The 23394-nt window shown below is 43.8% G+C and carries 22 protein-coding genes; 11 read left to right on the top strand and 11 right to left on the bottom strand.

Annotation, left to right across the window (positions count from 1 at the left end; all coding sequences use genetic code 11):
• Positions 1–471 (bottom strand): low affinity iron permease family protein, encoded by a 471-nt coding sequence (locus BMX95_RS05305; protein ID WP_081200947.1) that lies wholly within the window; start codon positions 469–471, stop codon positions 1–3.
• 201 nt (positions 472–672) lie between these two features.
• Positions 673–1248, bottom strand: coding sequence for a ferritin-like domain-containing protein (locus BMX95_RS05300; protein WP_244898074.1), 576 nt, complete (start codon positions 1246–1248; stop codon positions 673–675).
• Positions 1249–1524: 276 nt separating this feature from the next.
• On the opposite strand from BMX95_RS05300, the gene BMX95_RS05295 reads away from it, so the two are divergent.
• A complete protein-coding gene (locus BMX95_RS05295; RefSeq protein ID WP_081200945.1) occupies positions 1525–2040 on the top strand; it encodes a pyridoxamine 5'-phosphate oxidase family protein in 516 nt (171 codons plus the stop codon).
• A 93-nt stretch (positions 2041–2133) separates the two neighbouring features.
• On the opposite strand, the gene BMX95_RS05290 is transcribed toward BMX95_RS05295, so the two are convergent.
• Positions 2134–3153 (bottom strand): helix-turn-helix transcriptional regulator, encoded by a 1020-nt coding sequence (locus tag BMX95_RS05290; RefSeq protein ID WP_081200944.1) that lies wholly within the window; start codon positions 3151–3153, stop codon positions 2134–2136.
• A 675-nt stretch (positions 3154–3828) separates the two neighbouring features.
• Here BMX95_RS05290 and BMX95_RS05280 point away from each other — a divergent pair.
• From BMX95_RS05280 to BMX95_RS05250, 6 genes are all read left to right on the top strand, one after another.
• Positions 3829–4998 carry a glycoside hydrolase family 5 protein gene (locus tag BMX95_RS05280; protein ID WP_081200942.1) on the top strand — a complete coding sequence of 390 codons (1170 nt, stop codon included), beginning with the start codon at positions 3829–3831 and terminating at the stop codon, positions 4996–4998.
• 1004 nt (positions 4999–6002) lie between these two features.
• Positions 6003–6632: a hypothetical protein gene (locus tag BMX95_RS05270; RefSeq protein ID WP_081200940.1), complete on the top strand. Its 630-nt coding sequence runs from the start codon at positions 6003–6005 to the stop codon at positions 6630–6632.
• A gap of 11 nt (positions 6633–6643) precedes the next feature.
• On the top strand, positions 6644–7639 hold the full coding sequence (locus BMX95_RS05265) for a hypothetical protein (RefSeq protein ID WP_081200939.1): 996 nt from the start codon (positions 6644–6646) through the stop codon (positions 7637–7639).
• Between the two features lie 215 nt (positions 7640–7854).
• Complete coding sequence (locus tag BMX95_RS35265; protein ID WP_081200938.1) at positions 7855–9621, top strand: OmpA family protein; 1767 nt, start codon at positions 7855–7857, stop codon at positions 9619–9621.
• Between the two features lie 97 nt (positions 9622–9718).
• The gene (locus BMX95_RS05255) at positions 9719–10498 is read left to right on the top strand and encodes an ABC transporter permease (protein ID WP_081200937.1); all 780 of its coding nucleotides are present in this window, start codon (positions 9719–9721) and stop codon (positions 10496–10498) included.
• On the top strand, positions 10495–11289 hold the full coding sequence (locus tag BMX95_RS05250) for an ATP-binding cassette domain-containing protein (protein ID WP_081200936.1): 795 nt from the start codon (positions 10495–10497) through the stop codon (positions 11287–11289). Before BMX95_RS05255 ends, BMX95_RS05250 begins: the two co-directional genes overlap by 4 nt.
• Positions 11290–11292: 3 nt before the next feature.
• On the opposite strand, the gene BMX95_RS05245 is transcribed toward BMX95_RS05250, so the two are convergent.
• Entirely contained in the window at positions 11293–11814 is a 522-nt protein-coding gene (locus tag BMX95_RS05245) for a hypothetical protein (RefSeq protein ID WP_081200935.1), read from the bottom strand.
• Between the two features lie 310 nt (positions 11815–12124).
• Between BMX95_RS05245 and BMX95_RS05240 the strand changes: the two genes are divergently transcribed.
• Entirely contained in the window at positions 12125–15181 is a 3057-nt protein-coding gene (locus BMX95_RS05240) for a glycosyltransferase family 117 protein (protein WP_081200934.1), read from the top strand.
• A 96-nt stretch (positions 15182–15277) separates the two neighbouring features.
• Here the strand turns inward: BMX95_RS05240 and BMX95_RS05235 are convergent, their stop codons facing one another.
• Positions 15278–15736, bottom strand: a complete 459-nt coding sequence (locus BMX95_RS05235; RefSeq protein ID WP_081200933.1) for a hypothetical protein — start codon at positions 15734–15736, stop codon at positions 15278–15280.
• A 171-nt stretch (positions 15737–15907) separates the two neighbouring features.
• Here BMX95_RS05235 and BMX95_RS05230 point away from each other — a divergent pair, with 171 nt between their 5' ends.
• A complete protein-coding gene (locus tag BMX95_RS05230) occupies positions 15908–16495 on the top strand; it encodes a peptidylprolyl isomerase (protein ID WP_081200932.1) in 588 nt (195 codons plus the stop codon).
• A gap of 9 nt (positions 16496–16504) precedes the next feature.
• Positions 16505–17215 (top strand): phytanoyl-CoA dioxygenase family protein, encoded by a 711-nt coding sequence (locus BMX95_RS05225; protein ID WP_081200931.1) that lies wholly within the window; start codon positions 16505–16507, stop codon positions 17213–17215.
• Here the strand turns inward: BMX95_RS05225 and BMX95_RS05220 are convergent.
• Positions 17208–17948: an SDR family NAD(P)-dependent oxidoreductase gene (locus tag BMX95_RS05220; protein ID WP_081200930.1), complete on the bottom strand. Its 741-nt coding sequence runs from the start codon at positions 17946–17948 to the stop codon at positions 17208–17210. The genes BMX95_RS05225 and BMX95_RS05220 overlap by 8 nt on opposite strands.
• Positions 17949–18074: 126 nt before the next feature.
• Between BMX95_RS05220 and BMX95_RS05215 the strand changes: the two genes are divergently transcribed.
• Positions 18075–18458, top strand: a complete 384-nt coding sequence (locus BMX95_RS05215; protein WP_081200929.1) for a winged helix-turn-helix transcriptional regulator — start codon at positions 18075–18077, stop codon at positions 18456–18458.
• Positions 18459–19096: 638 nt separating this feature from the next.
• On the opposite strand, the gene BMX95_RS05205 is transcribed toward BMX95_RS05215, so the two are convergent.
• The 5 genes from BMX95_RS05205 to BMX95_RS05185 all read right to left on the bottom strand — a co-directional run bounded on the left by BMX95_RS05205 (position 19097) and on the right by BMX95_RS05185 (position 23391).
• Positions 19097–19762, bottom strand: coding sequence for an NAD-dependent epimerase/dehydratase family protein (locus BMX95_RS05205; RefSeq protein ID WP_081200927.1), 666 nt, complete (start codon positions 19760–19762; stop codon positions 19097–19099).
• 168 nt (positions 19763–19930) lie between these two features.
• Positions 19931–20959, bottom strand: coding sequence for an LLM class flavin-dependent oxidoreductase (locus tag BMX95_RS05200; protein WP_081200926.1), 1029 nt, complete (start codon positions 20957–20959; stop codon positions 19931–19933).
• Positions 20960–21008: 49 nt separating this feature from the next.
• On the bottom strand, positions 21009–21950 hold the full coding sequence (locus BMX95_RS05195) for an ADP-ribosylglycohydrolase family protein (protein WP_081200925.1): 942 nt from the start codon (positions 21948–21950) through the stop codon (positions 21009–21011).
• Positions 21951–21959: 9 nt separating this feature from the next.
• Entirely contained in the window at positions 21960–22499 is a 540-nt protein-coding gene (locus tag BMX95_RS05190) for an RNA 2'-phosphotransferase (protein ID WP_081200924.1), read from the bottom strand.
• A 67-nt stretch (positions 22500–22566) separates the two neighbouring features.
• Entirely contained in the window at positions 22567–23391 is an 825-nt protein-coding gene (locus tag BMX95_RS05185; protein ID WP_081200923.1) for a TIGR02452 family protein, read from the bottom strand.
• Between the last annotated feature and the right edge of the window lie 3 nt (positions 23392–23394).

Raw genomic sequence — 23394 nt, 5'->3', positions numbered from 1 at the left:
TTATTTCCCCGTTTTTTGTTGCTGTTTGAATTTATGCAGATTTTTCGCCTCACTTAATGAGTGCGAACTGCTGACCTCATTTTCCTTTTCGGCCAGTTCCGAAATGGTTATATAGAATTGTTTGATCCTTTGCAGCTCTTCATCGGTTAAATCCTCAATATCGACCAGGCGGTTGCTTGCCCGTTCATGGCTGGCTATCAACTCATTTAATTTCAGGTGAATAGCCACCGTGTCTTTATTCTGCGATTGTTGTATAATGAACACCATTAAAAAGGTAATAATGGTAGTGCCTGTATTGATAACCAGCTGCCAGGTATCAGAATAACCAAAGAGAGGTCCTGTTACCGCCCAAATGATCACCACCGACAAGGCTACTATAAATGCTATAGGTGAACCGGTTATCTTAGTCACTTTATTCGACATCTTCTGGAACAACATAGATAGTTTGTTCTTCTTCTTTGTTTGCTGCATACTGATAAGTTTAGGAATCTTTGGAATGGAGTGCTTGTAAGAAGTAGCTAGAGTAGGTACAAAAAAAAGTCAGGCCAAGAATGGCCCGACACCAGTAGACCTTAAAAAACCCCTAAATCTATAACCAGAACTAAAAAATCCATACCAGCCCCCGGCATTTGAGGTAAACCGGGGCGGTTTTAATTAATTTCTAATATGGCTCTAATCATCTTCCCCTTCATCGCCTTCTTCCATTTGCTGTTCTCCTTCCTCTTCCCGGGCGCCTTCCTCATTAATGTTGCCTTCCGCAATTTGAGTAAGCGCCTGGTCTGCGCCTTTTTCCTCGGTCAGGGTTTGAGCCAGTAATTCAGCCACCTCGTTCATCCCAATAGTTTTAGCCAGTTGAACCAGGCTGCCATAAGTGGCAATTTCGTAGTGTTCCATTTTTTGAGTGGCCATGATGATAGCTGCATCGCGGGTAGCAGTACCAGCTTCAGTTTCATCGATAATATTGTGCGCTTCTTTGATCAGTCCTTCCATGGCTTCGCATTTCTTGGCTTTGGCAGGTTCCCCCATCATGTCGAAAATCTGTTCCAACCTGCTTATCTGATCTTCCGTTTCGGTCATATGGTCTGTAATGGCTTCAGCCAATTCTTCTGTAGTAGTAGCCTTTTGCATTTTCGGAAATTCTTTCACAAGCGCTTTTTCGGCCCAGTAGATATCCTGTAACTGTTCAACAAAAAACTGTTTCAATAATGAGTTTCCTCCCTTTTTACCCATAGATTCGGATTTACTCATTGATCCGGTTTTACTCATAGAGCTGGAAGCCTTACTACTTCTGGAAGTTTTCGCAGCTCCATGTCCTTTTGCACTTTTACCTCTTTCCATAACTCATTGTTTTGTGGTGAAAAAAACGGATTCGTAAATGATTGATAAAAAAGAAATGCCACGATTGCCTGAATAGCCGATTGGTTGTGTAGAAAAAACTCTACGTGAAACACCCATAATTTGTTGATATGAGCACAATTTGTTACTGGTATTTGTTTTGAAATTTAACAACTAAAACACACACATATGAGATCCTCCAACAGTATACCGTTTTTACAAAACAAGATACAGGGAATAGGTAGTGCGTTGTTTTATAATATGAGCGGAGGCGTGTTGAAATTCCCTACAACCATCGTATCGATCTTAAAGGTAGATGAGGTGGCCAACATCTGGTTCTTTACCAACCGGCCCGAACAGCATTTACAGGAATTCGATAAAGAATTTCTGGCGGATATGCAGATCTATCGCAAAGGCAAAGGATATTATTTGCAAATAACCGGCAAAGCCTATATTATAAATGATCCTGAAGAATTAAACAGCCTTATTGGTTTATCTGATGAAATAAAAGCAAAAGCTTTTCAGGAAATGGTGTTGATCAAATTCAAGATCGGCAGCGCAAAATATTATAGCTATCAACCCCGGTTTACCTATAAACATAACTTCATGGGTTTGCTGAACCGGTTCTACACCTGGTTGTTTAAAGAACCAACCCGAACAGAACCGTCGGTATACAGACCGTCGTTGCCAAAATTTGGATTTTAAACCGGACAATAAAAAACCCTACAAAGCTTACCGCTTCGCAGGGTTATAATTGAAAGCCGACTAAGGGGACGATTCTGAATATAGTTGTTGATCTTATGCGTTCTCTAGTTGTTTCTTCTTTATGCTACCGGGCGAACAGCCATGGTGCTTTTTAAAGATCTCAATAAAATGGCTCACTTTTTCATAGCCCATCAGTTCTGCAATTTCATTTACAGAATAGGGCTTCTGCAATAATATTGTTCGGGCCATTTCCATTTTCTTGTTCAGGTAGTAGTCGTACACACTTTTACCATATATAAGTTTGAAGTACCGCTTTAATGTTGATTCGCTTAACGCTACCATTTTGGCGATCATGTTCATGCGGGGCGGTGTTTTCTGTAAATGATCCAGCAGAATGGACTCGGCCTCTTTTATCTTTTCATAATACAGTTCAATGTGACTGCTCGTTTTTTCCTGTTCCCCACGTGCTGCCGCGGTCAGGAAATCTTTTATCAGCCCACTTCCCTGCATAAACAGGGCGGTGGCATCAGCCCTGGGGTCATCTACACTATCAATCAGTTTGGTTGCCATTTGTCCGGTCTTTGACTGTAAGGCTTCTATCAACACCGGCAGGCCGCCATCTTCCATTACGCCATCATTAAAGTATTTGGCTATACGCAGGTAACCAGGCTGGTTCCTGATCCAGTAGCCTGAAATGGAGAAATCAATCAGTTGTACAGGCAGCGCCGGGTTAAATTGAAACCCTGCCGTTACCGAGTCAGGTACCAGGGCAAAACGCCGTTCGCGCACTTTATTAAACTGATGGTGTTGGTTGATGCTTCTTAACTCAACCGATTCAGGAGTATGTATACAAAGTAAACTAAACCCGTTATTAGTTATATGTACGGGCAAGGCTTCTTTTATAAACTCGATGGGCTTTAACAGGTACAGATCCCAAACCCGCATATACAGTCCCGCTTCCAGGTGCCATGTTCTTATTCTTCCCCGTCCTATTTCACTCGAAAACCTGATGAGCGTATGGCCCTCTTCCAACTCCCCACCGGTTTCAAGGGCCAGTCTTTTAAATGCTGACTCCCGGTCAATATTGCTTACTCGAATTGAATAGCTCTTCATACAACTATTGATTTAATTTATACAAGATTCATAACATTGGAGAGTGCCTGCTATCAAATCGGGTAAAAATCAACGACAAGTATATATAATAAATACCCCTGTGTCTAATTTATGAACACAGAAAAAATATAGTATTTCTCTATTTGAGCAGAAACCTTCATTTCGCATAAGCATTTTCTCTTATCAATTTTCTTGTCTTAAAGTCCACTTGATCGTGGTCAAGCGAAAAAGCAACAATAACCCTGATGGCTAAGTGTTTGTTGACCCGATCCCGGTATTATTTGAATCAAAAGGGGTAAAAGGAACACTACATTCGTTCTATTTTTACCTCAGAACGAAGGTCAATCCGGATTACCAACACCACTCCAATATTTCTTACCTCCATTAATCAATGCATCCATTCGAATAACCAGGCTTTAAAGAGCATATAGCAACTCCAATATGAAATAAAACCGGTGAAAACGGCTGGATTTTCTAGTGCTGCAACTATTGCCAGCCGCACCGGTTTTTCACTAAAAAAAACATTAATTAAGAAAATAGCTTCCAACAGGTTATTATTCTCCAGGTTTACACGTGAAAAATTAAGTCCCGACGGTCTCGTTGGGATTTTTTTATTGGTACGATACATGCATCTTTTATTGCCGCTGAAAATAATTCACACTTATAAAAAAAGAAATGAACCGCCGGACATTTATTCGCAATGCAGGACTGGCTACCGCAGGCTCGCTCATAGGATGTAAAGTATTGTCTGAAGTAGCAGCACTTACAAATAAGAACAACAACAACATTTCTTCTTTAAATAAAATTCCGAAATGGAAAGGGTTTAACATAAGCGATTATTTTCAACCCGATCCCGGGTATGTGGGCACCAATACCCCGGAAGCACTTTTCAAATTTGTGGCTGACTGGGGTTTTGATTTCATTCGTATTCCTGTTGCTTACCCCACCTATCTGAAACTAAAGCCAGGGCAGCAATACATCAATGCCGATGATGTGTATAAGATAGATGAAAACAAAACCAACCAGATAGCGCAAACCATTTACCGGGCGCAAAAGTATGGCCTGCACGTAAGCCTTAACCTGCATCGCGCACCCGGGTTTTGTGTAAGTACCGGTTACCACGAACCTTACAACCTGTGGAAGCAGAAAGAGGCGCAGGATGCATTTGTTCATCACTGGAGTTATTGGGCTAAAAAGTTCAGGCAGGTGTCAACCAAAAAGATCAGCTTCGACCTGGTAAACGAACCCTGCTACCGCGAAGACGTAAACAACACCTCTTCAAAGACTACTGCTGTACCCGGCTCCACCTATCGCTCCGTAGCTCAGGCAGCTACGCTGGCCATTCGTAAAGAGAATGCCAACTTCTATGTGATTGCCGACGGGAATATGGGTGGAACCAATCCCGTTCCTGAACTGGCAAATCTGAACATAGTACAAAGCTGCCGCGGTTATGAACCGTACGAGATCTCGCATTATAAAGCGCCCTGGGTATTTCCCGATCCTGCCTATCAGCCAAAACCCGTTTGGCCCGGCGATATGGGCGGCAAACATTACAGCAAGGCAACCATGGAGGCGTATTACAAACCCTGGATCGACCTGGTTAAAAAAGGCATAGGGGTGCATTGCGGTGAATGTGGCGCCTGGAAAGAAACGCCCCACGATGTGTACATGGCCTGGTTTGGCGATGTGCTTGATATCCTCACTTCAAACGGAATTGGCTTTGCCCTGTGGGAATTAAAAGGCGAATTCGGGATCCTTAACTCCAACCGTTCAGATGTTCAGTATGAAAACTGGTATGGTTACAAACTCGATAGAAAATTACTGACCCTGTTGCAAAGTAAATAAGATCAAAAAAAGACAAAAACAAAGGCCCACTTCGGTTCCGAAGTGGGCTTTGGCCTTCATTGGCCTAATTTATCCTGTGATCCATCCTAAGGTCATCCTAGGGTTTTCCTAGGGTCATCCTTAGGTTATCCTAGGGTTCAGACCCTGGGATAAGCCTGGGAATACCCTGGTAATACCCTAAGAAAACCTTAGGAATAAAGATTTCTAAAATATACCTTGTTAACACCCTGAATATCAATAACATACTTCAGCCATAGTATTTCACCCCATTGATTATCAATAACTTTATCTGCAGATAGTCAACCATTTACCCGCCAATAGGCGTGTTTACCATTTTATACTACCGGTCATCACACATACTTTACCGGCCGGCAAACAAAAGTTGCCGCTCGTGTCGGATTTTCTAAACGAAATGTTAAGGCCCATATAACTTTGATATGTCTAAACAAACAGGAGAACATTCTCCACTACCATGAACAAAGTCATAGAGCTTCGTTTCTTCATCTACCGCCAACGAGTTAAACCACCAGCAATCATCAGTAATTAATCAACCATTTATGGCTCACTGAGTGAACCATACTCAGGCACTTGCTTATTTGCAAGCGCCCGGGAATGAGATGTATTTGCCATGCTCAATTCATAGATGATGAAATTAAAATGTTGGATTGGTCCGTTACTTGGTGTAATTATTCTACTACTACTGCGACAGATGTTATACGATGAAATGGAAAATGAGCAACCACAGTCAGCAATACCCGCAGCAATAGAAAAGAAAAAGCCGGAGATCAGCACTCCCATGGCCAGTACCCTTTTAATCAGGGATACACTGCCCTTCTGAATTATTTTCAGTTAAGCTAACAAGGCAGCAATAACAAATGACATAACTGGTAAACTGTTATGGATGACCACTCATGGCCATTCCCGACAGGATTTAAATTCCCCGGAACATAGGGGAACAGGATGTGGCTTGCCTATACTGACAACATTTAAACACTTATAAAACTATGGCCAACTTAGGAAAGAAAATTTTATCGGCGTTTGTGGAAGTCAACGACAACAAAAAAACAGAAACGGAAAAAAATACAACAGAGGCGATGACAACCTTCACCGGTAAAACTGCCAACAACAGCTATACAACACAGGAGAACAGCAGTAAGTTCAAAGAACACTTTGAAAAACTGTTCCGCGAATCAAACATGCCCAGCCCCTCCTATTTTGAATACAGCAAAATGTTGGCTGCCATGCACACGGTGCCCGACGAACACATACGATTCATCACCGCTTTTGCAGGCTTAAGTGTACAGGGGCTCGATAAACAAACACTGTTATCCACCGCTGCGCAATACCTGCAACTACTGGAAACCGATGCCCAACATTTTCAGCATTCCGTAGACGCCGCTTTAAAGGAAAAGGTGGCCACCAAAAAACAACAGCTGGATGAAAAGGAGAAACGCATTCAACTGCTTATGCAGGAAATAAGCACGTTGCAAAATGACCTCTTGAGCACGCAGGCTGAAATAAAAGAGAATGAAGCAAGGATCGAGGCCAATATGGCTGGCTATAACTATGAAAGCGAGGACTTGAAAAAAAGTATTACCCGCGATATAGAAAAGATCAAATCATATATACAATAAACTAACGAAAGATGATAAACCCGATTCAAAAAGTAAAAACACCCGGCTGGTTCTCGGAACCAAAGAACATAGCCACCACCGTGATTGGGATATCCTTATTCGCCGGCCTGGCTTACCTGTTCTTCACCTTTGTATTACCCTGGCTGATAACCGTAACCTGGAACCTGGTGAACCTGGTTATAGCCGGTGTGGTCCTCGGCTTTTTGCTGATGATCGTAACCAATAAAAAATTCTGGCGGGCCCTGAAATACCTGTCTGAATTTATTGCCAACTACACCATTGGGATTGCTATTGAGCTGAACCCGTTCAATATTCTGCAAGCCAAAATAGAACAGGGTTACAAAGACAGAAACACCCTGTATCAACAGGGGGCTAAATTAAAAGGTAAACAAAGCGAGCTGGTCGATAAGCTGAGCGACAAAGAAAAAGAGTTGCAGTTGAACATACAAAAAGTGAAGATCCTGCAAGCCGAACAAGGCAGGAACAGTCGCCAGGTTGATCTGTATGCCAACAATGTGCTGCGCTGCAGGGAATACATCGACAATGTAACGCCCATCGTTGGCGACCTGAACAAACTGATCACATTCACCGATGCTGCCTATGAAGAAAGTGGCCTTATGCTCGAAGATGCAAAGCTCGATCTGGAAGCCAAGAAAGACCTGTACTATTCAGTAACAACGGGTTTATCAGCCGTAACAAGCGCCATGAAGGCCTTTAAGGGCGACGATGACCTGAACCAGGACGCCGAGAAAGCCCTGGCCATACTAAAAGTACAGATTGGTGAAAAGATCGGTCACATTAAATCGGCCATAGATGTTACCTCTCGCTTTATGGATGACAAGGTGCTGGAAGATAAAGCCAAATCGGCCCAGGCCATTGAACTGATCGATCAGTTCAATAAAGAAAATGATTTTAACTACACGCAGGGAGCATTGGATAGGAATAGTGATAGCGGTAGGTTGAAGGGGGTAAACACGCCTGATAGGTATAGAGGGTTGTTGGATTAGTTAACGAGTTAACAGGTTGACAAGGGAAACCAGTTTAAAGTTTAAAGTTTCAAGTATTAAGTTCTTAGGTTATTGAGTTCGGGGTTCTGTTTGGCGTAGGAGGGCCGCGTCGCAGTTTCTCTGCCTTCTGCCTTCTGCCTTCTGCCTTCTGCCCTTTCGCACCTTATGAAAACCCAAACAAACAATTTTAAAAGATTACAAACAATAATTACAAAATGGCACTTAAATTAAAACCCGCCGGTAAAGTATTTATCATCGCTGCAGTAGTAGCTGCAGGCATTTTGGCGGTGAGGTGGTATCAAAACCGCCCGAAAGATGTAAACGGCTCCATTGAAGTAGGTAATATAGCCCTGCCCGATGCACCGGAGGCTTCTTTGCAAGGCAACGCAGTTCAATTACCATTACCCGGTGATGAACAGGCTGTGAACGGCGGCACCTCCATTACCTGGGAGCGTATGGCCTGGAACAGTCAGTTTAGCGGTATGTACGCTAACGGTGGTGTACGTACGACTAAAAGCTCGTTGTTCGACAAAGCGCACCTCGACGTGACTTATCTCCGTCAGGACGACTGTAACAAACAAATGGCCGACCTGGTAAAATTTGCCAATGATTATAAAAGCAACCCCAATGCCGCCGGGGTGCTGATCACTTTTATGGGCGATGGTATGCCCGCCTTTATGACCTCGCTCGCTAAAGAGCTGGAACCTTTAGGCGCCGAATACCAGCCTATTATTATCCCGGTTTCACATGGTAAATCATTTGGTGAAGACCAGGTGATGGGCCCGCAGTCCTGGAAACATGATCCTAAAAGCGCAATAGGTAAATGTGTGGCTGGCGTATTGCGCGATGGCGACATCAACATTTTGCTGAAATGGGCCGGCGACAACGGGTTGAAAGTAAACCCCGATGAAACCACCTACGACGGCAATGCCATCAACCTCATTGCTGCTAACGACTTCCTCGATGCACCTAACAAGTACATCACCGGATATACCGAAAAAAGGAAGCTGATCGTACATGGTAAAACCACCGGCTCCGACACCACTGTCGGTGTGGATGCAGTAGCTACCTGGACGCCCGGTGACGTAAATGTCGCCACCAAGAAGGGTGGCCTGGTAACCATTGCCAGCACCAGACAGTATGCATCGCAAATGAGTAACCAAACCATTGCCATAAAAAAATGGGCTTACGATCACCGCACCGATATAGAGAACATGATCATAGCCCTGGCACAGGCCGGCGACCAGGTACGCTCGTTTACCGAAGCCAAAAAGTTTGCGGCAGAAGTGAGTACCAAACTGTACCAGGAGCAGAATGCCGACTACTGGTTGAAGTATTATAATGGCGTGGAAGAAAAAGATATTCAGGGCCTGAAGGTAACCCTGGGTGGTTCTGCCGTTTTCAACCTGAATGATATGGCCAATACCTATGGACTGGGCGACGATAAAGTTGACCGCTATAAAGCGGTGTACAACACCTTCGGTAACCTGATGGTGAAAATGTATCCCGCCATCCTGCCCAGCTTTTTACCCTACGAAAAAGCCGTTGATAAATCATTCCTGTTCAGTGTACTTTCGAACCACCCTGAATTATTACAGGGCAAAGCTATAGAAGCGAAATATGCCGAACAGATCACTGAGGCCGTATCCTCTAAATCATACCGGATAGAATTTGAGACCGGTTCAGCCAATATTAAAACAGCCTCGTGCCAGTTGCTGGATGAAATATTTGAATCGGCTGTAGTAGCAGAAGGTTTGAAACTGGGAGTGTATGGCCATACCGATAACCAGGGCAGCGATGCTGTAAACGTTCCTTTGTCGCAAAAGAGAGCGGAATCAGTTAAAAGCTACCTGTTGAAAAAAGGGTTGAAACAAAACCAGATCGAAGCCAAAGGTTATGGTTCTGAAAAACCCATAGCCGATAACAGTACAGAAACTGGCAGAAGTAAAAACCGCCGGGTAGAGATCGTGCTGGGTGAGTAATCTGTGGGTTAGCTATCAGTAATAAAAGCCGTGTTATGGGGTTGCAGCTATAACACGGTTCATTTTCTCAAACTGCAACAAACCAACTAAATAAAAAATGAAAAAGCTGATAGAGCCATTTGCCATCATTAACCGCCAGACATTCATGATCATGGTGGCCGCGCAAGTAGTTATTACGCTGCTGCTATGGCAAAGCTTCAGCGATGGATTGATACCCAAACCTGGTAAAGTGGCCAGTGCATTCGTAACATTGCTGGGTACCAAACTATTCATCGAAAATATGCTGGTAAGCCTGCTGCTTACCTTAAAAGCCATGTTATACAGCATATTGATTACCCTGTTGTTCGCCTGGTTATCTGTATTGCCCTTTTTTAAAAGTGTGGCCTTGTTCATAGTGAAATGCCGGTATTTGACCCTTACGGGTTTGATCTTCATTTTCACCCTGCTTACCAAAGATGGCAGCGAACTTAAATTATCGTTACTGGTCTTTGGCATTGTGCCCTTTTTTGTAACCTCATTCCTGTCGATCATTGTAAACATCAACCCGCAGGAATATGAACTCTGCAAAACACTGGGTTATAATAACTGGCAAACCCTGTATGAGATCATTATCATCGGTAAGGCCGACCAGGTATTCGAGATCCTGCGGCAGAACTTTGCCATTTCGTGGTTAATGATCACCATGGTAGAAGGACTGAGCATGAGCGAAGGAGGTATTGGTACGTTGTTGATAAAATACAACAAGTACAACGATCTTACCAATGTACTCGCGTTGCAGTTGTCCATCTTTATAATCGGTTTATGTTTCGACTATTTACTGGGCAGCCTCAGACACTGGTTGTTTCCGTATAGCCATTTAAAAACAGCAACAAAATGACAGTCTATAATAGAGAAGAAGTCCTGCTGCAGGCAACCAATGTGCAGCTTACATTCGACCAACACCCTATTTTGCGCGATATAAATTTTTGTATCAGGAATATTACCCGTCCCGGTTTGTTACAGGGGCAGGTGGTTACCCTCATAGGCCGAAGCGGTATTGGCAAAACTCAGTTGTTTAAAGTATTGTCGGGCCTGCAGGCCCCTACTGCCGGACAAATAACCATTCACAATAACAAATCGGTAAAAGCCGGCGACATGGGAGTTATTTTTCAGAACTACTATTTGTTCGAATGGCGTACGGTGTATCAATCGTTGATGCTGGCTGCCAAAAAGAATAAGCAACTGTGGGGTATGGAAAAACAAACCATAGAACGGTATGCCGAACAGTTCCAGTTGACCGAACACCTGCATGTTTATCCCCAACAATTATCGGGCGGGCAGCGCCAACGGGTTAGCATCCTGCAGCAACTGCTAAAGGGTTCTGACTTTATTTTACTGGATGAACCGTTTAGTGGTCTTGATGTATGTATGATCGATAAAGCGGTGGAATTGCTGTTACAGGTTTCCCTGTCTGATGAGTTAAAGACCCTCATCATTGTTTCGCACGACATCGAGCACAGCGTAGCCATTTCCGACACGGTGTTTATCCTGGGGACTGAACCGGGAAAGGAAGGCGCTACTATCAAAAAAGAAATTGATTTAATAGAACGTGATCTGGCGTGGAGGAAGGATATCAGGCGCGAGAAGCGGTTCGTGGAAACTATTGAGGAGATTAAGGCATGTTTATAATAACTACAATCCAAACCGCCATCCCGCCTTAAAGGCGAGCCAGGAGGCATAACCGGCTTCTTCCCGGGCAAAGCCATCATAGGCCACGCCTACTTCAAATGGACCCAGCTTTATACCAGCGCCCACATCACCGCTAAAGCGGGAAGAAGTGGCGTTGGTGGTTTTATCTTTTATGTGCGCTACTCCTGCATCGGCATGAATGAACAACAAATTAGCAGGTAAAAAATACCGGCGAAACCCCAGCTTCATGGGAACAAAGGTGACATTTCCCAGTTCCTTTATTTGCGCTTTAAAAACCGAGTAGCCTATCGTTCCGGTTAAAAATGTCTTTGAACCAAAACCAATACCAACGCCGGCTTCAGCCCCCAACCCGAAATCGTAATCATGTTTGAAACTGGCTTGCATGGGAGAAGCGTATTGACCGTGCGCAAATATGAAAAATAGCTTTTGTGCCTGTGCACTATTATACCTGCCGGCAATAAGCACCAGGGTTACTACAGTTAAGCAACGAACAGCAAATTTCATATTGGATGGTTGTATATCAGCAAAAGAAAAATTTATGCCACTATAATTGCCGCATATGCTTGTTTATTCAGATATAAGGGCGTGCCCAATTATTAACGTTTCTATAGGATATTGTTCACGTACCGGAAAATTGAGTTCTGAAAATATATTCGACATTTAAGGTACTGTTAAGGAGTTGAAACAGAAAGGCACTTTGTAATTACCAGATCAGGAAAGGGATTAAAGTATTAATAGCATCCGGCTGTAGCGTGTGATGGTGACCGTGTATTCTATAAACTACATATATGTCATAAACTTTAAATCCATAACAATGAATTTCAACAAAGTGAACAACCTGGCAGGATGGGCGGTATGTGCCATAGCCTGTACTGTTTACCTGCTGACGATGGAGCCAACCGTTAGCTTATGGGATTGCGGGGAATTTATTTCAACCGCTTATACCATGGGTATTCCGCACCCGCCCGGTGCGCCCCTGTTTATCCTGATAGCCCGTTTTTTTATCATCTTATTTGGTAATAACCCACACACTGCCGCTATTTCGGTTAACAGCATGAGCGCTATTGCCAGCGGCTTTACCATTCTGTTCTTATTCTGGACCATCACTCACTTTGCGCGAAAGCTGGTACAAAAAAACGACGAGCCATTGAGCCGCCAGGCAGTCTTTAGCATTATCAGTGCCGGTGTTATTGGTGCACTGGCCTACACCTTCTCCGATTCATTCTGGTTCAGTGCCGTAGAAGGGGAAGTATATGCCCTTTCTTCCTTCTTCACCGCCCTCGTGTTCTGGGCTATTTTAAAATGGGAACAGCAGGCCCATAAACCCGGGGCCGACAAATGGCTTATATTCATTTTCTTCATGATGGGGCTTTCCATTGGCGTTCACCTCTTGAACCTGTTGACCATTCCTGCCATCATTATGGTGTATTATTTCAAACGATTTAAAGTAACCAACCGAAATACCATTCTCGCTTTTTTAACCGGCTGTGCCATCACCGGTTTTGTAATGAAATTCATTATCGTGTATTCTGTTAAGGGCGCCGGCGCTTTCGACGTTTACTTTACCAACGAATTGAACCTGCCCTTCTTTACCGGCTTTACAGTTTTCTTTCTATTAATAGCCGCCACTCTTGCGTGGGGAATCCGGTTCGCCAATAAAAGAAAATTGAAATACGTGACAATCGGTCTGTGGAGTTGCGCCTTTATGTTGCTTGGCTATTCCACCTACCTTACTACTATGATCAGGTCGAACGCCAACCCCGGTGTTGATATGTACAACATCGATAACCCCATAAGCCTGGAAGGTTATTTGAGCCGGGAAAAATATGGCGACTGGCCAGTAGCTTATGGTCCTGATTTTACAGAAAAAACACCTTATAAAAAAGCCGGTGATCAATTTGTAAAAGGGAAAGAAAATTATGAAGTGGCCGGTAGCCGGTATATTCAGGACTGGGGCAGCGCGCCCGGATCGCACCTGTTCCCCCGTATGTACGATGCCGGCAATGACCGCGGACAAATAGACTGCTATCGCCAGTTTACCGGACTGGAAGTGGGTGAAACACCTACCATGGCCGATAACATGCGATACTTCACCAGATACCAGGCCGGCTGGATGTACATGCGTTATTTTATGTGGAATTTTGTTGGCCGTCAAAACGACCTGCAGGGTTTTGGTAATCCGCGTGACAGTAATTTCATCAGCGGCATATCCTTTATCGATAACGTCTTTTATGGCAATCAGCAAAAAATGCCCGATACCGCCCACATTACCAATAAAGCCTTTAACCGGTTGTATATGCTGCCGCTGTTATTGGGTGTTGCCGGCTTAGTATATCAATTGAAACGCAACCGCCGCGATGGCCTGGTAAATGGATTGTTGTTCTTCTTTACCGGACTGGCGATTGTACTTTTCCTGAATCAGGCCGGTTATCAACCGCGAGAACGTGATTATGCCTTTGTAGGTTCGTTCTATGCATTTAGTATCTGGATCGGGTTAGGTATGTTATGGGTGAAACAAATGCTGGAAAAAGTAATCAAACCGCCGATGGCCAGCTACCTGGCAGCCGGTCTTTGTTTACTGGCCGTTCCCGTTTTAATGGCCGCAGAGGAATGGGATGACCATGACCGCAGCCAGAAAACACTGGCGCTTGACCTTGCTAAAAATTACCTGGAAAGTTGTCCGCCCAATGCCATTTTATTTACGGCAGAAGACAATGACTCCTACGCCTTGTGGTATGCACAGGAAGTAGAAGGCATTAGAAAAGATGTACGGGTAGTGGTAAGTACGCTTATTGGTACCGACTGGGGCATAGATCAACTGCGATATAAAGTAAATAACAGTGCGCCCTTTAATGTAGTGTTCACACCCAATCAGGTGGCCGGTGATAAACTCAACGTGGTTTATTATTCCGAAACACCGGGTTATGATAAAGACAAATACTACGATCTGTACAGTGTTCTAAAAAAAGTGGATAGCCAGCAATTCACTACTATCTCAGAAGATGGTGACACCTACAGTCTATTTCCCACCCAAAAATTCAGCGTACCGGTTGATGCAAAAACAGTAATGGCCAATGGAACCGTACATACCGGCGACAAGGTGCCTGATTCTATAAAGATTGACCTGAGCGGTAAAACTTACCTGTTCAAAAACGACCTGGCTATGCTGGCGGTTATTGCCGGCAACCAATGGAAACGGCCGATCTGTTTCTCCAACCTTGGCACTGCACAGGATTTAGGATTGGATAAATACACCCGCCTGAATGGCCTTGCTTATCAGCTGGTGCCTGTTGATAATACCAACGACAGCGGAGTAAATCTGAATGTGGCGTATAACAATGTGCAACATTTTGGTTATGGTCAGGCCGGCAAAAAAGGTGTTTATTTCGATGAAGAGAACCGCCGCCGGCTGAACACCATTAAACTGGCGCATGCCCAAATAGCCCGCAGTCTGGCCCAGGCCGGTAGAAAAGAAGAAGCCAGAAAAGTGTTGCATCGCTTCGACGATCATGTAAGCGAAGCCAATGTGCCTTATGGCATGACTGCTAACCGTGGTAACATGCATAATATATTCTCTATCCAGTTCCTGGAGGCCTGTTACCTGGCCGATGATCTGCCACTGGCTAACAAGGTGGCTACATCATTGAAGAAGGACCTGCAACAACAGCTGCGGTATTATCAGGCCCTCGGCGATGGCAATACCCCTGAAATGGAAATGGTAAACAATGCCTGGCAGTTGACGCAAGGCAAACCAGGCGATTTGTCGAACCGGCAGGCTTCGTTTGCGCGTGACATTCTTTCCAGCTACCAGTTGTTGCAACAAATTGAAAAATGGGCGCAGGAGTTTGCCCCTACCCACGCGGCTTTATAATTGAACACATCTCTTAAAAATAGTAAGAGCCATTCCGGTTTAGCGGGATGGCTCTTCTCTTTATAACCCTTCAATATAGTACGGATAAAACTCCGATTAATACCTGCTGAATTTATAACGACCAATGGTGTGATTCATATAGTTAGTAGCTACAAAAGAGTTAGCATAAATATTTACGTTGTCAAAGTACATGTCTACTACATCATCTCCTTTATAGTTTGAAACGTGGATCTGTAAGTCCTGGTGAGCATTGGTAAAGTAAATACCTGCTTCATCATAGTAACCGGAAGAAGCAGATTTCATGCTCCAGTTACCTTTTAAAGTGGCGCCGTTTTCAACATAAGTGGCTTGTCCGTTACTATAGAAAGTAAATACGCCATTTTCAACACCGGTGTTCACACTGTACCAACCGTAAGCATCTTTTTGGGCAGCATCAGTAAGTACCCATGAACCGGTAATAGTAGGTTGTATATCGATGGCAACTCCAACTTTTGTACAACTGGTAAAAGAAGCAACAGCAACAAATAACAAGGTTAAGCGTAAATAAGATTTCATGACCTGGTGTTTTAAAGTGAATAAAAAGTGGTCATGTATAAGAAGGTTAACTATTCCTGCGGTTTAGTGGCGGTTTAGTAAAACGGTCCATTTGGGAGATCGTTAACAGCTGGTTATTATTTCTTTAACAATCAGGCTTTAAACTATATATTGCATTGTTAAAATTCATCGATGCGCAACCAATACCTGTTCATTGTAACCATCAGCTTATTGATCGGTGCCTGTTCCACGAAGTATAAAAACCCACATATTGAGATACAGACCAGCAAGGGTGAGATAGAACTGGAATTATATCCCGACCAGGCCCCCAAAACAGTACAGGCTTTCCTTTCTTATATTAAAAGGGGATATTACAAAAACAGCTCGTTTTATCGGGTACTGAACGACGATAACCAGCCTTCCAATGCTGACAAGGCGGAATTGATACAGGGCGGCATGTATAAATCGATGCCTAAAGTGCATGATACTTTAACCGGCATTCCGCACGAGACCACTGCACAAACGCATATTCTTCATAAAAAAGGCACCATTTCTTTAGCCCGGCTGGCGCCCGGCACGGCTACCAGCGAATTCTTTATTTGCCTGAGCGATCAGCCCGGGTTTGATTTCGGCGGTGAGAACAACCCCGACAAACAAGGTTATGCCGCTTTTGGCAAAGTGATAAAAGGGATGGACATCGTGACCAAGATCTATAGTCAAAATGAAGAAAACCAGTCCTTCGATCCCCCGGTTCCTATTTATGATATTATTCAACTGTAAAAACGGAATATGGAGTCATTGCGATCAGCAGGCTATGCTGTTATTAACGACGTGTTTGGGACAGAAGAAATAACAGGGATTCTTGATACTATTAATAATATCGATACGAGTGGACCGGCCTTTAGAAAAACCAATGACCTGTTTGCTATCAGGCGGTTTTTAAAAGAAGTACCCGGAATTAGGCCGTTCATTTTTACAAACCGCTTACGCGAAATAATAAGCCAGCTGTTCGGCAAGGATTATTTCCTGGTGAAATCAATTTACTTTGATAAGCCGGAACAATCCAACTGGTTTGTAGCCTATCACCAGGACCTGACCATTTCCGTTGATCAAAAAATACCCTGCGAAGGTTTTGATCAATGGACAATAAAAAACGATCAGTTTGCCGTACAGCCTCCCATAGCACTGCTGGAGAATATTTTCACCATCAGGATCCACCTCGATGATACCGATGAAAACAACGGCGCCTTGAAAATAGTCCCCGGTTCACACCGTAAAGGGATATACCGGCCTGAGACCATTGACTGGAACAAAGAACAGGAGGTTGTTTGCAACGTGCCCAGGGGCGGTATTATGATCATGCAGCCGCTATTACTGCATGCCTCCAACAGAACGGTGAACAATAACAAAAGAAGGGTGATCCACCTGGAATTCAGTGACCAGCAATTACCAGGCGGATTACAATGGGCAGAATACCTGGCCCTGAATAATTTTACGTAATAGACACGCCACCGTCAACAGGCAACAATACTCCAGTCACCCACGTAGATGCTGAATTTACCAGTAGGGCAACCGTTTCAACTATATCCTTTACCTGTCCCCTTCTTTGTAATGGGATAGCGGCTTTTTCCGACTCGTGGATCATCTGGATCATATCGGTTGACAAGCCTGCTTTTTCCAGCACGGTTGTTTCTGTGGGACCTGGAGCAACAGCATTTACACGAATGCCCAGCGGAGCCAGTTCCATTGCCCATATTTTTGTAAGCATATTCATTCCCGCTTTAGCGGAACCATACGCACTCATCTCAGCATATGCCTTAATGCCAACGCTGCTGCTGATATTAATGACCTGTCCCTTAGTTGCAGCCAGGAAATCTATACATCCCGCAGTAAGCATAGAGGGTTCAGCCATATGTGTGCGGTACATCGATTCCATAGCTTCACGGGTAATGCCTTTCAACGGAGTTATCACTACATGCCCGGCATTGTTGATCAATACATCCAGCCGTCCACCCCATTCCCGCCGGATAAAATCAGTCAACGGCTTCTCCTGGTCGTTCAGTGCCGTGTCATATTCCAGCGTATGTATGCCGGGCAATGCTGCGGCCACAGCAGCCGTACTGCTCTTACTTCTACCGGTGACCAATATTTGCCATCCGGCTTTGTGAAAATATTGAGCTATTCCTTTTCCTATCCCCGACGAGCCGCCCGTAATGACCATAGTCTTTTGCATAAACTTGATTAATTTTACGCAAAGGAAATGCAGCCATTGCTCATTTTCAAGAGCTTACCCTGGCGTTAGCTCCGGAAAGGAAGGTCGGCTATGTTGATTGCCAGCATTTTATAAAATGTTAAAACTATGGGCTATAACAGAATAGAGACGCTGAATTGTGAAAATAACCCAGACAAAGACTGCGCTGTGGATGCCGCGCTTTCTATAATAGGTGGTAAATGGAAGCTTAAGATCTATAAAGTATTAAAAGCTGGCGGCCCTTTCAGATACGCTGCTATTCACAAAGCATTGACCGGGATTTCCGAAAAAACGCTTTCTGCTCAATTGCGGGAATTGGAAGAAGACGGCATTGTAACCAAGCAGGTATTTCCCGAAGTACCGCCCCGCGTCGAATACACCTTAACCGACCTTGGAATTTCCCTGGAGCCGGTTTTTGTTGCCCTTATTAACTGGGGACAGACTTACATTCAGACAACAAAGACTGTAGGTCAATCAGCACAACAGGCATAATGCGAGAAGAACAAACCACTTCCCCATAACAAAAATAAATATTTAAGAAAAGCACCCTCAAAAGCTTGCACTATTAAAATTTGCTTACCAAATTTGTACAGTAGCAAAGACCTATTATTCCCTGCACATTTATTACCCCTAAGTCGAATTCCAATTTCCTTACGTCATTTGACTATTTAATCTATTCCAATCATCTCTGGGATCAACCTATGTATTGGTATGCTATCAGCATGTGCTGACAGATAATTTCGTATTCCGTATTCATTCATTATAAAATCAACGGTACCATATGAAACTTTTCTACCTGCTATTGGAATTGGCCTGCATTGTCATCACAAGCGTTACAAGTGCGGTATTGTATTTAAAAGGTGAGGTTAATTTATCGAGCCTGTTAATTTTCACTTCCCTGGTTTCACTCACCTTATGGGTAAAATCGAACGGATTGTTACAAGACAAAAAAATAACTAACGACGCGAGCCCGCAAGAAGCTCACTGAGCAGGTGTGCAAAATAGCCTTTTACCATCTAATCAATTTATTGAACATTCATTACCGGCCATGCTTTAGCCCTGTACGTGTTGCAGCTACAGGTGCTAAAGCCGGTAATATTATTAATGCCGTTTAATATCCATCCCTGTAATTACGCAGAATGGGCCAGCTTAATAATATCTTTTACTTCGAGTACCGGCTTTTCATATCCTTGCCTGGTTACATTGATCATGGCCCAGCCTACTTCCTGCAATGTTGAAACACGGCCGGGGAATAATACTTTAAAAACAGGATACAGCCAGCCTAAAAACTTATATCCCTTTAAAATATTCTTCAACCCCTTGGTAGGCCGCATAAAACCTGGCCTGAACATATAAGCCGCTTTAAACGAAAGACGCATGAGGTCATTTTCTGTTTGTCCCTTTACGCGTGCCCACATCATTTTACCATGTTCTGTACTATCAGTACCGGCACCCGACACATAGCAAAAGGTCATGCCCGGATTTTGATCGGCCAGGATGCTTGCCATATGCATGGTAAGGTCATAGGTAACATGATGGTAATCCTTTTCTTTCATCCCAATAGAAGAAGCGCCCAAACAAAAATAACAGGCATTATAACCCTTCAACTGATCTTTTATAGCAGAGAGGTCAAAAAAATCAGGATGTATAATTTCTTTCAATTTAGGATGTGTATAACCAGCTGTTCTACGACCCACTATCAATACTTCTTCCACATCAGGATTCAACAGGCATTCATGCAAAACCCCTTCCCCTACCATTCCGGACGCACCTGTTATAATTGCTTTAATTTTCATATATAAACTAATACGGCTAGATTGATAAAACAGTTTGTGAAACCGTTTTGTTTGGCTTAAAAATAATACGTGATTGCAGAATTGGCAATGTTTTGCAAAATATATAACGTAAAAAAGCTGCCCATTAAGACAGCCTTATCTAGTTATATAAACTTTATGCCAGTAATATTATGCCTGCTTGTTATTCGTAGTAGTATTTAATTTAAACAGCTTAGCTAATAATTCGTAACTATAAAAACGATCTTCCCGGGTTTCGGTAAATGTGGAAAGAATAACTTCAGATACTTCCAATTCTGCAGCTAATGCGGTTATTTTTTCCTTTACCACATCAGGCGTTCCCACAATGGTACGCTGCCTGTTAAACAACACCCGTTGCCATTCAGCAGCAGTATAATCATATTTGCTGGCCGCTTCATATGTGGGGATTTCATCATAACGGCCTTTTTCAAAACTCAATAACCGGTAATCCATAACGGCCTGTACCTGCGCAGCCTTTTGTTCATCTTCAGAACAAAAAGCAAAAACACCCACACTTGCCTTTGGCGCTTTCAATTGGGCTGACGGTTTGAACCGTTGTTTATAAATAGCGATCGCTTCTTTACCGCCAACAGGATTGATGAACTGAGCAAAACTCAACGCCATACCGCTATGGGCTGCGAGGTAAGCACTTTCGCCGCTGCTGGTAAGCATCCACATTTCGGGAACGGTATCAATTTGCGGAATGGCCCGTACTTTACCCTGAATATTATTGTAGTTGGGATTGTCGGTCAGGAAATCCTGCAGATCGCCAATCTGTTGAATATACTCCTGTGGATCGAATGTATTGGAAGGATTTAATAATTGTGAAGTTATGCGGTCGCCACCGGGGGCACGGCCTACACCCAGATCGATGCGTTGCGGATACAGGGCTTCAAGCAATTTGAAATTCTCTGCCACCTTTAACGTACTGTGATTGGGCAACATAATACCGCCCGATCCCAAACGGATGCGTTTGCTTTCCGATGCCAGCCTTGCAATCAGGATCTCAGGCGCTGCACCGGCCAGGGTAATGGTATTATGGTGTTCACTCAGCCAGTAGCGGGTATATCCCCATTCATCCGCCTTGCGCACCAGTTCAATAGATTCCTGCAAAGCCTCAGCCGCATTGCTTCCCCGGCGAATGGGGGTTTGATCAAGGATACTTAATTGTAAAGACATGCCTAAGTAACACAGGAGGTTGGAAAAGGTTTAATAGCCCGGTGAATAGCTAAACGCCCATTGCTTTCGCCAGGCGATCGCAGAGGTCTTTTATATCATGGCGTCTTTTAACTTCATTGCGCCACTTTTCGGGAATGGATGCAAAACCATAATACAAACCAGCCAGTCCACCGGTTACAGCCCCGGTTGTATCTGAATCATCTCCCAGGTTAACGGCCATCAGCGTAGCATCCTTATAATTATCTGTGTTGAGAAAACAATAGATAGATGCCTGCAAGGTACTCATCACATAACCCGAAGAGGGAATGGATGCAACATCTTTTTTTGAAATATCTTCCTGCAGCAAAGAGGCAAACTTGTCGACTTCGGATTGTACGATTTGTTTACTTACGATAAACTCATGAACAACTTTACCGGTGCGGGCATAAGCCGTTTGCTTATCACCACCTTTTAAAAATTCCAACGCAAACTCCAGGTAGTAGAAACAGGCAATTACGCTGCGGATATGTCCATGGGTCATTGAAGAAACATCTTTTATAATAGCATAACGTCTCTCTATGTCAAAGTCACGGATATAGAACAACAAGGGCATGATGCGCATTAAAGAACCGTTGCCATTGCTTCCTTCGTCAAAATCACCCGCCAGGGAAGGTTTAGTACCGTTTCGCAAACGATCAATGGCTCTACTTGTAGCCATACCAATATCAAACACGTCGCTGCCGGCGGTCCAATAGTTGTCATCATACCACCTCACAAAACGTTCACCTACATCGTTCAGGTCATAACCAAGGCACAAGGATTCAGCGAGACAGAAGGTGAGCGAACTATCATCAGAAAAAGTACCCGGAGGTTGTCCGTGTGTTTTGTATCCGATAAAATCTGTAACCGGGTCTAATTGAAGTGCCGAACGATTTTTAAACTCGGCCGGTACGCCTAATGCATCCCCAATTGCCACACCAAATAAAGCGCCATGAACAGGGTTCGTTGTCATACGTTGTCTTTAAAATTCAATAAATTCAGCCGGCACATGATCGGTTAACCAAACACCATTGGCTGACAGATAAAATACATGCCCTTTTTCATGCATGGCCAGTGCCTGGATAACCAGTACCACCGGCTTGCCGTGTCGCCCGCCTACGTTTTTGGCGGTCCCTTCCTCAGCTGATAAATGCAAATGCTGACGTTCCATTCTGATCAGCCCTTTCTCTTTAATAATGGGAAGGTTTTTAACCGCTGTTCCATGATACAGGATTGCTGGCGGAACCTGCGGCGGCAGGTTCAGATCAATTTCTATTGTGTGTCCCTGGCTGGCGCGAATACGGGTCTTATCATCTTTAAAAGCGAACCGCTTTTTACTGTCGTTATCAACTACCAGTTGCAGGGTTTCAAAATCCAGGCGCGGGCCTTTTTTACTTACCTTTTCTATCAGCTCTGCTACATCAGCCCAGCCTTCATTATCGAGTGTAAGTCCTATCTTTTCTGGTTCATGTCGTAAAACCAGGCTTAAAAATTTACTTATGTGTTTAATTTGATTTTCCATTTTCTATTAATTTATCGCGGGCTTCCTGTTCTTTTAACCAGTCTATGGAGTATTTCATAATACTTCGCTATTTAAATCTCTTCTCGAATGGTTCTATTATACTTTCCTTATTTGTTTTAACTGCAAATACCACCCGTTGAAACTGATTGGCGAATTTGCCTGTAAGCGCTTCCCGGAACAACTCGGAAATCTCTTCCGGTTCATTCTGGAAAACACCACATCCCCAGGCACCCAGTACCAATGTTGTATGTTGCTTGTTTTGACAAAGTGCCAGCAGTTTCTCAACCCGCATACGCATCCTGGGAATTATCTTTTCAATATTACTTTCTTCACTTCTTCTTACCACCCCTGCATTCACCGCAGGTGAGGTAACAATGGTAACACATACCGGCTCATCCAGTACCTGGCCGCCCTCATCCTTGATTATAGGAATTGCGGGTGAATAGATCATATGATCAGAATACAAACAGGTACCCAGTTTTCTGTGATAATTGTAATACTCCATCGCTGTCAACAGGCTTGGGTATAGCCCACTTGCCCGTGCTATGCATTCCTCCTGTGCCAGTGCACCACCCAGAAAACCACCACCTGGATTTTTTGCGGAAGCAAAATTCAAACACATCACATCCTGCATTCCTTCACTGACCAGCCGCCGGGCTGCATCGCAGGTAGTTTCATTCGTTACCTCGTATTGAGTTTGGAAACTGTTCTCTTTTTTAGTGTTATTCAGCAATTCATCCAACTGTTCCGGTTTGAATAACTGTGTATTGTCTACTGCGTTCTTTTGGATAAGGGAGATATCTACTTTTTCGCCTTGCGTATTATTGTAAAATCCTTTTTCCAGGATCCCCAGTGTATCATTTGCTATTTCAATTCTTCTACTTTGTTTCATAAA

The organism is Niastella yeongjuensis (assembly GCF_900110245.1).
Classification (GTDB): domain Bacteria; phylum Bacteroidota; class Bacteroidia; order Chitinophagales; family Chitinophagaceae; genus Niastella; species Niastella yeongjuensis.
The sequence above is the reverse complement of the archived record's forward strand: the minus strand, read 5'-3'. Positions and strand labels throughout refer to the sequence as shown.

What these genes read in the sequence shown, in the direction of transcription:
- BMX95_RS05295 (WP_081200945.1), top strand. Translation starts at nt 1,525, where the DNA reads ATGAGATCCTCCAACAGTATACCGTTTTTACAAAACAAGATACAGGGA.
- BMX95_RS05265 (WP_081200939.1), top strand. Translation starts at nt 6,644, where the DNA reads ATGATAAACCCGATTCAAAAAGTAAAAACACCCGGCTGGTTCTCGGAA.
- BMX95_RS05305 (WP_081200947.1), bottom strand. Translation starts at nt 471, where the DNA reads ATGCAGCAAACAAAGAAGAAGAACAAACTATCTATGTTGTTCCAGAAG.
- BMX95_RS05225 (WP_081200931.1), top strand. Translation starts at nt 16,505, where the DNA reads ATGGAGTCATTGCGATCAGCAGGCTATGCTGTTATTAACGACGTGTTT.
- BMX95_RS05230 (WP_081200932.1), top strand. Translation starts at nt 15,908, where the DNA reads ATGCGCAACCAATACCTGTTCATTGTAACCATCAGCTTATTGATCGGT.
- BMX95_RS05215 (WP_081200929.1), top strand. Translation starts at nt 18,075, where the DNA reads ATGGGCTATAACAGAATAGAGACGCTGAATTGTGAAAATAACCCAGAC.
- BMX95_RS05195 (WP_081200925.1), bottom strand. Translation starts at nt 21,950, where the DNA reads ATGACAACGAACCCTGTTCATGGCGCTTTATTTGGTGTGGCAATTGGG.
- BMX95_RS05205 (WP_081200927.1), bottom strand. Translation starts at nt 19,762, where the DNA reads ATGAAAATTAAAGCAATTATAACAGGTGCGTCCGGAATGGTAGGGGAA.
- BMX95_RS05300 (WP_244898074.1), bottom strand. Translation starts at nt 1,248, where the DNA reads ATGAGTAAATCCGAATCTATGGGTAAAAAGGGAGGAAACTCATTATTG.
- BMX95_RS05185 (WP_081200923.1), bottom strand. Translation starts at nt 23,391, where the DNA reads ATGAAACAAAGTAGAAGAATTGAAATAGCAAATGATACACTGGGGATC.
- BMX95_RS05200 (WP_081200926.1), bottom strand. Translation starts at nt 20,959, where the DNA reads ATGTCTTTACAATTAAGTATCCTTGATCAAACCCCCATTCGCCGGGGA.
- BMX95_RS05190 (WP_081200924.1), bottom strand. Translation starts at nt 22,499, where the DNA reads ATGGAAAATCAAATTAAACACATAAGTAAATTTTTAAGCCTGGTTTTA.
- BMX95_RS05290 (WP_081200944.1), bottom strand. Translation starts at nt 3,153, where the DNA reads ATGAAGAGCTATTCAATTCGAGTAAGCAATATTGACCGGGAGTCAGCA.
- BMX95_RS05240 (WP_081200934.1), top strand. Translation starts at nt 12,125, where the DNA reads ATGAATTTCAACAAAGTGAACAACCTGGCAGGATGGGCGGTATGTGCC.
- BMX95_RS05250 (WP_081200936.1), top strand. Translation starts at nt 10,495, where the DNA reads ATGACAGTCTATAATAGAGAAGAAGTCCTGCTGCAGGCAACCAATGTG.
- BMX95_RS05235 (WP_081200933.1), bottom strand. Translation starts at nt 15,736, where the DNA reads ATGAAATCTTATTTACGCTTAACCTTGTTATTTGTTGCTGTTGCTTCT.
- BMX95_RS35265 (WP_081200938.1), top strand. Translation starts at nt 7,855, where the DNA reads ATGGCACTTAAATTAAAACCCGCCGGTAAAGTATTTATCATCGCTGCA.
- BMX95_RS05245 (WP_081200935.1), bottom strand. Translation starts at nt 11,814, where the DNA reads ATGAAATTTGCTGTTCGTTGCTTAACTGTAGTAACCCTGGTGCTTATT.
- BMX95_RS05220 (WP_081200930.1), bottom strand. Translation starts at nt 17,948, where the DNA reads ATGCAAAAGACTATGGTCATTACGGGCGGCTCGTCGGGGATAGGAAAA.
- BMX95_RS05280 (WP_081200942.1), top strand. Translation starts at nt 3,829, where the DNA reads ATGAACCGCCGGACATTTATTCGCAATGCAGGACTGGCTACCGCAGGC.
- BMX95_RS05255 (WP_081200937.1), top strand. Translation starts at nt 9,719, where the DNA reads ATGAAAAAGCTGATAGAGCCATTTGCCATCATTAACCGCCAGACATTC.
- BMX95_RS05270 (WP_081200940.1), top strand. Translation starts at nt 6,003, where the DNA reads ATGGCCAACTTAGGAAAGAAAATTTTATCGGCGTTTGTGGAAGTCAAC.